8 protein-coding genes are annotated in these 7662 nt (G+C 70.3%); 2 read left to right on the forward strand and 6 right to left on the reverse strand.

The window, feature by feature from the left end:
* Positions 1-296: 296 nt before the first annotated feature.
* Both ACFPZL_RS01470 and ACFPZL_RS01475 read right to left on the reverse strand, forming a co-directional pair.
* The gene (locus tag ACFPZL_RS01470) at positions 297-923 is read right to left on the reverse strand and encodes an MBL fold metallo-hydrolase (RefSeq protein ID WP_218115231.1); all 627 of its coding nucleotides are present in this window, start codon (positions 921-923) and stop codon (positions 297-299) included.
* Positions 920-2005: an S-(hydroxymethyl)mycothiol dehydrogenase gene (locus ACFPZL_RS01475; protein ID WP_218115232.1), complete on the reverse strand. Its 1086-nt coding sequence runs from the start codon at positions 2003-2005 to the stop codon at positions 920-922. Before ACFPZL_RS01475 ends, ACFPZL_RS01470 begins: the two co-directional genes overlap by 4 nt.
* A 323-nt stretch (positions 2006-2328) precedes the next feature.
* Here ACFPZL_RS01475 and ACFPZL_RS01480 point away from each other — a divergent pair, with 323 nt between their 5' ends.
* Together ACFPZL_RS01480 and ACFPZL_RS01485 are read left to right on the forward strand one after the other, a co-directional pair.
* Positions 2329-2760, forward strand: a complete 432-nt coding sequence (locus tag ACFPZL_RS01480) for a TlpA family protein disulfide reductase (RefSeq protein ID WP_218115234.1) — start codon at positions 2329-2331, stop codon at positions 2758-2760.
* A complete protein-coding gene (locus tag ACFPZL_RS01485; RefSeq protein ID WP_218115236.1) occupies positions 2757-3305 on the forward strand; it encodes a DUF4395 domain-containing protein in 549 nt (182 codons plus the stop codon). Before ACFPZL_RS01480 ends, ACFPZL_RS01485 begins: the two co-directional genes overlap by 4 nt.
* Positions 3306-3350: 45 nt before the next feature.
* Here the strand turns inward: ACFPZL_RS01485 and ACFPZL_RS01490 are convergent, their stop codons facing one another.
* The 4 genes from ACFPZL_RS01490 to ACFPZL_RS01505 all read right to left on the reverse strand — a co-directional run bounded on the left by ACFPZL_RS01490 (position 3351) and on the right by ACFPZL_RS01505 (position 7332).
* Complete coding sequence (locus tag ACFPZL_RS01490) at positions 3351-5192, reverse strand: ABC-F family ATP-binding cassette domain-containing protein (RefSeq protein ID WP_218115238.1); 1842 nt, start codon at positions 5190-5192, stop codon at positions 3351-3353.
* 212 nt (positions 5193-5404) lie between these two features.
* A complete protein-coding gene (locus ACFPZL_RS01495; protein ID WP_218115240.1) occupies positions 5405-5599 on the reverse strand; it encodes a hypothetical protein in 195 nt (64 codons plus the stop codon).
* A 125-nt stretch (positions 5600-5724) separates the two neighbouring features.
* On the reverse strand, positions 5725-6399 hold the full coding sequence (locus ACFPZL_RS01500; RefSeq protein WP_218115246.1) for a DsbA family oxidoreductase: 675 nt from the start codon (positions 6397-6399) through the stop codon (positions 5725-5727).
* 174 nt (positions 6400-6573) lie between these two features.
* On the reverse strand, positions 6574-7332 hold the full coding sequence (locus ACFPZL_RS01505; RefSeq protein ID WP_218115248.1) for a DsbA family oxidoreductase: 759 nt from the start codon (positions 7330-7332) through the stop codon (positions 6574-6576).
* Positions 7333-7662 lie beyond the last annotated feature (330 nt).

The following is a 7662-nucleotide window of genomic DNA, read 5'->3' on the forward strand; positions in this document are numbered from 1 at the left end:
CGGCGGGTCCAGGAGTCTCGGTGGGCCTCGACGCCACCCGGTGCGACCCGGGAGCGAACCGGGCGGGCCCGGCCCGGTTCGGCTCGACGCTGCGGGGCGCGGCCCGGCCTGTCCGCACCGACGCACGCACCCGTTCCTGACGAGTAGCCCCGTATGCGACGAGTGGCCCCCGTATGCGCCGTGCATACGGGGGCCACTCGTCAGCAAGCCGCTCACTCGTCGCAGCGAGTGCGCCGAACACCGGGGGTTCCAGGCTTACGGCCTCTCGCCCGGTCGGCTCAGTTCGCCCGGTCGACTCAGTGGCCCCGATCGATCCATTCCTGGCGGTGGGGGGCCTCCTCGCCGATGGTCGTCGTCGGGCCGTGCCCGGTGTGGACGACCGTCTCGGCGGGCAGCGTCAGCAGCCGATCCGTGATCGACGCGATGATCGTCGGGAAGTCGCTGTACGAGCGACCGGTCGCTCCCGGCCCGCCCTGGAACAGGGTGTCGCCGCTGAACACCGCGCCGAGCGCCGGCGCGACGAAGCACGTCGAACCCGGCGAATGCCCCGGCGTGTGCACCGCGGTGAGCGTCGTCCCGGCCACCTCGAAGGCATCGCCGTCCGCGATCTCCGCGTCGGGGGCCGTGTCGTGGACCGCATCCCAGAGCATGCGGTCCGCCGGGTTGATGTAGACGGGCGCATTCAGTCGGGCCGCCGCATCCCGCGCCGCACTGATGTGGTCGTCGTGGCCGTGGGTGAGCAGGATCGCGAGCGTGCGACGATCCCCCACCGCGGCGGCGACGGCCGTCGCGTCATGCGCCGGGTCGATGACGATCACCTCGGAATCATCGCCGACGATCCAGACGTTGTTGTCGAGATCCCACGTGCCGCCGTCGAGCGAGAACGTGCCGTGCGTGACCAGGTTCTCGATCCGCGCGCTCACAGGACGACCACCGAACGCAGGATGTTGCCGCCGGCCATCTTGCCGAACGCCGCCTCTACGTCGCCCAGGCCGATCCGCTCGGTCACGAACCCGTCGAGATCCAACCGGCCAAGCTTGTACTGGTCGATGAGCATCTGGAAATCGCGGCTCGGCAGGCAGTCCCCGTACCAGGACGACTTCAGCGATCCGCCGCGTCCGAAGACGTCGAGCAGCGGCAGCTCGAGCTTCATGTCGGGGGTGGGCACGCCGACGAGCACCACACGGCCGGCCAGATCCCGCGCGTAGAACGCCTGCGTATAGGTCTCGGGGCGACCGACCGCGTCGATCACCACGTCGGCGCCGTTGCCGCCGGTCAGCTCCCGGATCGCCTCGACCGGATCCGTGCCGCGCGAGTTCACCGTGTGCGTCGCGCCGAAGCGCTTCGCCTGCTCCAGCTTCGCGTCGTCGATATCGACCGCCACGATCGTGGTCGCGCCGGCCAGCTGGGCGCCCGCGATCGCCGCCGTGCCCACACCTCCGCAGCCGATCACCGCGACCGACTCGCCGCGCTTCACCTCGCCAGTGTTGATCGCCGCACCGATGCCGGCCATGATGCCGCAGCCGAGCAGGCCCACGGCCGCCGCGTCCGAATCCTCGTCGATCTTCGTGCACTGGCCGGCGGCGACGAGCGTCTTCTCCGCGAAGGACCCGATACCGAGCGCGGGCGAGAGCTCTGTGCCGTCCTCGAGCGTCATCTTCTGCGTCGCGTTGTGCGTCGCGAAGCAGTACTGGGGCTGGCCCTTGGCGCATGCGCGGCACTGCCCGCAGACCGCGCGCCAGTTCAGGATCACTCGATCCCCCACCGCGACCTCGGTCACGCCCTCGCCGACGACGGCGACCCGCGCCGTGGACTCGTGACCGAGCAGGAACGGGAACTCGTCGCTGATGCCGCCCTGCTGGTAGTGGTAGTCCGTATGGCACACGCCGCAGCTGAGGACGTCGACGACGACCTCGCCCGGCCCGGGCTCGGGCACGATGATCGTCTCGATCGTGGCGGGGGCGAACTTCTCTCGGACGACGACGCCCTGAACTCGATAGGCCACCTGTGGGCTCCTCTCAGACACCTGATTACGGTCGACGCGCGCGCGGGCGGGCGCCCGTGCACACTCCCTCCAGGCTATCGGTGTTCGGTAAATCAATCGAACGTCACGGTACAGAAATCGGGCTGCGCACCGCTCCGGATCCTTCTCGCGCGCTTTGCGACGCCGCATTACAGTCGCGATGACGAATTGCACTACCCGTCACATATAATCAATACGTATTCCTGGCATAAGCCAGTGTTTCATCTTCGGGGAGAAGGAACCTGCATGATCGAGCTTGACGCCCCACGCCGCAACACCGGCGCGGAGCCGATCGGCGCACGGCGATGACTCCGACGCTCGCACTCGCGCTCATCGGCGCGCTCGTGGCGTTCGCCGCCCTGGCGGGGACCATCCTCGCGAATCGCACCGCCAGCGTCCGCGTGGAGGCCGCCGGCGAGCGGCTCGATCCCGAGGTGTTCGCGCCGCGGGACTTCGGCAGCAAGGGCACCGTGATCCAGTTCAGCACCGCCTACTGCACCCGGTGCCCGGGCACGGAGCGCATCATCACCGAATCCCTCGACGGCCGCCGCGGGGTCGAGTTCATCCACATCGACGTCACCGCGCGGCCGGAGCTCGCCTCGAGGTTCCGGCTGAATCAGACGCCGACGGTCCTGATCCTCGATCCTTCCGGCACCCCGCGCACCCGTCTGGCCGGGCCGCTCTCGCGGGAGACCCTGGCCTCGAGCATCGAGACGACGTTGGGAGCCCCGAGATGACCGAACCGCGAACCACCCAGACCTCCGATACGGCACCGGCTGGAACCGCGCCACCCGGAACCGTCGACCCGCGGCAGCCCCGCTTCGGAGCCGGCATCACCGCCGCGATCCTGCTGGTCGGCACCTTCCTCGCGCTCATCGGGACGTCGACGAACTCGACACTTGGATCGACCCCGATCTCCCTGCGCGTGCTGGATCCCGGCTTTCTCGTCCTCGCCATCGCCGCCGTGCTCTTCACCTGGTCCCTGGTGTCCGCCCGCACCCAACCGCTGACCGCGCTCTTCCGCCGAGCAGTCCGCCCCCGGCTCGCCGCACCTGACGAGTGGGAGGATGCCCGGCCGCCGCGGTTCGCGCAGGGCGTCGGGCTGTTCGTAGTCGGCGTCGGCCTGCTCCTGCACCTGGCCGGCGTCCCCTGGGCGCTCGTGGCGGCGGGCGCGGCCGCCTTCGTCGCAGCGTTCCTCAATGCGGCCTTCGGCTTCTGCCTGGGCTGCGAGATCTACCTGATCCTGGTGCGCATCGGGATCCTGCGCCCGACCCGGGCCTGAGCGGGAGCTGAGGCTCCGCCCCCGCACTCCGACCCGGCACGGCGGTCACCCGAGGAGTTCGGACAGCTCCAGCCAGCGATCCTCGAGTGCGGCGACCTCGTCCTCGAGCGCAGTGATCTTCACCATCTCGGCGTTCAGCAGCGCGTAGTCGGACTGGTCGAGCGCGGCAAGCCCGTCCCGCGCCTTCGCCGTGTCGCTCTGCAGTCGCTCCATCTTGCGCTCGACCGCGGCCAGCTCCTTCTCCGCGGCGCGCAGCTCCGCACCCGACAGCGCCGCCCTTGACAGTGCCGGCTCCGACAGCGCCGGCTGCGAGGCCCGGTGCGGCGCCGGAGACGCCGACGCCCGCCGCCCGCCATCCGCCTTCACCCGATCCTGCGTCGCCCGCAGTTTCAGGTACTCGTCCACACCGCCGGGCAGGTGCCTGAGCCGCCGATCCAGGATCGCGTACTGCTGATCGGTCACCCGCTCGAGGAAGTACCGGTCGTGCGACACCACGATCAGCGTGCCGGGCCACGAGTCGAGCAGATCCTCGATCGCGGCGAGCATGTCGGTGTCGAGGTCGTTGGTGGGCTCGTCGAGGATCAGCACGTTCGGCTGATCCAGCAGGATCAGGAGCAGTTGCAGGCGTCGCTTCTGCCCGCCGGAAAGGTCCTTCACCGGAGTCGAGAGCTGCGCGCTCGTGAACCCCATCCGCTCGAGCATCTGGCCCGGTGTGAGATCCTGCGCCTTCGATCCTGCACCGACTGTGAAGCTCGTGCGCAGCCGCCCGATGACGACGCGCACCGGGTCGTTCAGGTGCTCCTCGAGCTCGTCGAGCCGCTGCGTCAGCGTCGCGACCTTCACGGTCTTGCCGCGCTTCACGCTTCCGCTCGTCGGCTCCACCGTGCCGGCGATGAGCCCGAGCAGCGTCGACTTGCCGGCACCGTTCACGCCGAGGATGCCGGTGCGCTCGCCGGGCGCGAGCCGCCACTCGACATCGCGGAGGACCTCGCGCTCGCCGTATGCGACGCCGGCATCGAGCAGATTCACCACTTCCTTACCGAGCCGCGAGACCGCGAGCGACTTCAACTCGGTCGCGTTGCGGATCTCGGGCACGTCCTCGATCAGGACGTTCGCGGCGTCGATGCGGAACTTCGGCTTCGACGTGCGCGCCGGGGCCCCGCGGCGCAGCCAGGCGAGCTCCTTCCGGGCGAGATTCTGCCGCTTCTGCTCGATCGCGGCGGCCTGCCTGTCCCGCTCCACCCGCTGCAGGATGTACGCCGCATACCCGCCCTCGAACGGTTCGACGATGCGGTCGTGCACCTCCCAGGTCGCAGTGCAGATCTCGTCGAGGAACCAGCGGTCGTGCGTCACGACGAGGAGCGCCCCCTGGTTGGCGGGCCAGCGCCGCTTCAGATGCTCGGCGAGCCAGGCGATGGCCTCGACGTCGAGGTGGTTGGTCGGCTCGTCGAGCGCCAGCACGTCCCACTGCCCGGCGAGCAACCTCGCCAGCGCGACGCGGCGACGCTGGCCGCCGCTCAGCGACTCGACCTCGGCCTCCCAATCGAGATCGCCGGCCAGGCCCGCGATCACCTCGCGTACGCGGGCGTCGCCCGCCCATTCGTGCTCGGGCGCGTCTCCGACGATCGCACCGCCGACGGTCTCCCCCGGCTCGAACCGGTCCTCCTGATCGAGCACGCCGATGGTGGTGCCGCTGCGCACCGTCACCTGCCCGCGATCCGGTTCACGCCGCCCGGCGAGCATGCCGAGCAGCGACGACTTGCCGTCGCCGTTGCGGCCGACGATGCCGATCCGATCCCCTTCGGCGACGCCAAGGGTCACGGCGTCGAAGACGACCTTGGTCGGGACTTCGAGGTGCAGGGCTTCGGCCCCCAGGAGATGCGCCATATCCTCACGAGTCTACCGCGCTGCGACCCGTCGACTCGTCCCTGCCCGCACGCGGCCCGCCTCGGCCCCCGCAGCGCGCGCATGCACCGCCGAGTAGCCGCGTGAACCGGGTCCTTGCGGAAGATCGCACCCGACGGCGCCGGTCGCCCGGGCATGGTCGAGCGAACGGCCGGTCGGACGCCGCTCTGAGCGCTCGGCGACGTCCGCGCGCCTCAGACGCTGCAGCAGCTCCCGCCGCAGCACGCCCCGCCCGACTCCTGGTCGCCGAGCAGGTTCAGGATCTCCGCGCTCTCCGCGGATGCGGAACCGGCGGCGCCGAACCCGGCAAGAGCACCCTCGATGCCCGCATCGGGGTTCAGCTCGATTTCCGGCGCTTCACCGGCCGCAGCATGGGTCGTGTCACTCATCGGGTCTCCTCGTCTCTCTGATCCATCTTCTCGCATCTCTCCTGACGTACCCCTGGCCGCACGCGGTCGCTCGGCCACTTAGCCGTGCGTCAGCACGTCAGCGCGTCTGCGCCTCAGCGGCGGGATCATTCGGATCCGCCCCCGCGCTGCAGTTCGATCACCTGGCCGAGCACGTCGGCGAACACCTCGGCGCTCTGCGCCCCGGGGACCGAGTACTTCTGCTCGAACAGGAAGAACGGCACGCCCTGCACGCCGAGCATGCGTGCCCGGGTGATGTCGCGGTCGACCGCCTCGCCCAGATCGTCGTCGTCGAAGGCGTCGCGCACCTCGTCGGGATCCAGCCCCACCTCCTCGCCGAGCGCGGCGAGGGTGTCCGGGTCGGACACCGTCCTGCCCTCGGCGAAGTATGCGCGGAACAACCGCTCCTGCATCTCCGACTGCAGCCCCTGCTCCTTCGCCAGGTGCAGCACCCGGTGCGCGCGGCGCGTGTTCGCATGGCGCAGGTTGCCGAAGTCGAACTCGATGCCCTCGCTCTCCGCCAGCCGGCTCATCTGCCCGAGCATCTGCTCCACCTGCTCGGCCGGCATCCCCTTGCGCTTCGTCAGGAACTCGACCTCGCTGCCCGCGAAGTCGTCCGGCGTATCGGGTGCGAGCTCGTAGCTGTGGCTCTCGACCTCCACCTCGACGTCCGGGTGCGTCTTGCGGAACTCCGCGACACCCGCCTCGAAGCGGTGCTTGCCGAGGTAGCACCAGGGGCAGGCGATATCGGACCAGATGTCGACTTTGATAGTTTCCGTCACAGCGGGTAGAACCGCCGGAGCGGCCCCGGTATTCCCGCGGAGACCTCAGGAGAGCGTCGACGCTGTATGGGATCGTCGGCGCTGCATGGGATCGTGCCGCAAACGCATACCGCGCCGACGATCTCGTACCGCCTCGACGATCCCGTGCTGTGCCGCCGGAGGCAGGCGCCGATGCTACTCCCGTCCCGTCCCAGCTCCCGCACCGAAGTCCCGCCGGGCAACCTCGCGCAGGGCGCCCGCGAACACCTCCGCCGTCTGCGCGCCCGGAACGAGATACTTCCCGTTGAGCAGCGCGAAGGGAACCCCGCCGGACCCCAGCATCTGCGCCCGGGTGTGATCCGCGTCGACCGCTTCGTCCCAGCGCTCGCCCCATCCGGACTCGGCCGCGGCGAGCGCGGCGGATCGGTCCAGGCCCGCCTCCGCGGCGAGATCTGCCAGCGTCCCGGGATCGGCCAGGTCGCGGCACTCCGAGAAATACGCGGTGAAGAGCCGCTCCAGCAGCTCCTCGCCGCGCCCTGCTGCCCGCCCGTACTGGAAGACCCGGTGAGCCCGGCGCGTGTTCACGAGACGCAGTCCGTCGAAGCGCAGCTCCACCCCTTCGGCCGCCGCGAGGTTGCGGAGCTCCGGGAGCATACGCCGCGAGTGCTCCAGCGGTGCCCCCTCGTAGCGCTGCAGGTAGTCGGCCTCCGTGCCGTCGAAGCGCTCCGGCATCTCCGGCGCCAGTTCGAAGCTGAGATGCCGCACCGCGACCGGCACCCCCGGCCGCTCCGCCGCGAAGAGCTCGATCGCGCGCTCGAGCCGGTGCTTGCCGAGGAAGCACCAGGGGCAGCGCACGTCGAACCACACTTCCACCCGGATCCCCGGCATCGGTTCGGCGGCGGATCCCGCCGCCGGTGCCGCATCCGGCGCGGCACCCGACGCCGCACCGAGCATGGGATCAGCTTCCGGATCCGATGCCGGACACGCAGCCTCGTCGCTCATACTCCATGCAACGCCCCCGTACGGCGCCGCATTCCGCCGCCCCTTCCCCTTCCCTGCGCGTCCTGCGCTACCCGATCCGCGGTGCACGGATCCAGGTGCAGGAAGCCAGGTGCAGGGATCCGGCAACAGGGGCCGGTGGCTCGACGGCCTACTTCGCCTCGAGGATCTTCGCGCCGGGGGCGGGCCCGGTGGCGGCGAGCGCCCGGATCCCGGCACGGGCGAACGCGGCCTGCAGCTCGGCGGACGCGAGCGTCGTCGGCACGAGGAACGCGCAGGTGGGGC

The organism is Leucobacter soli (assembly GCF_042659205.1).
In the GTDB taxonomy this organism is placed as follows: Bacteria; Actinomycetota; Actinomycetes; order Actinomycetales; family Microbacteriaceae; genus Leucobacter; species Leucobacter soli.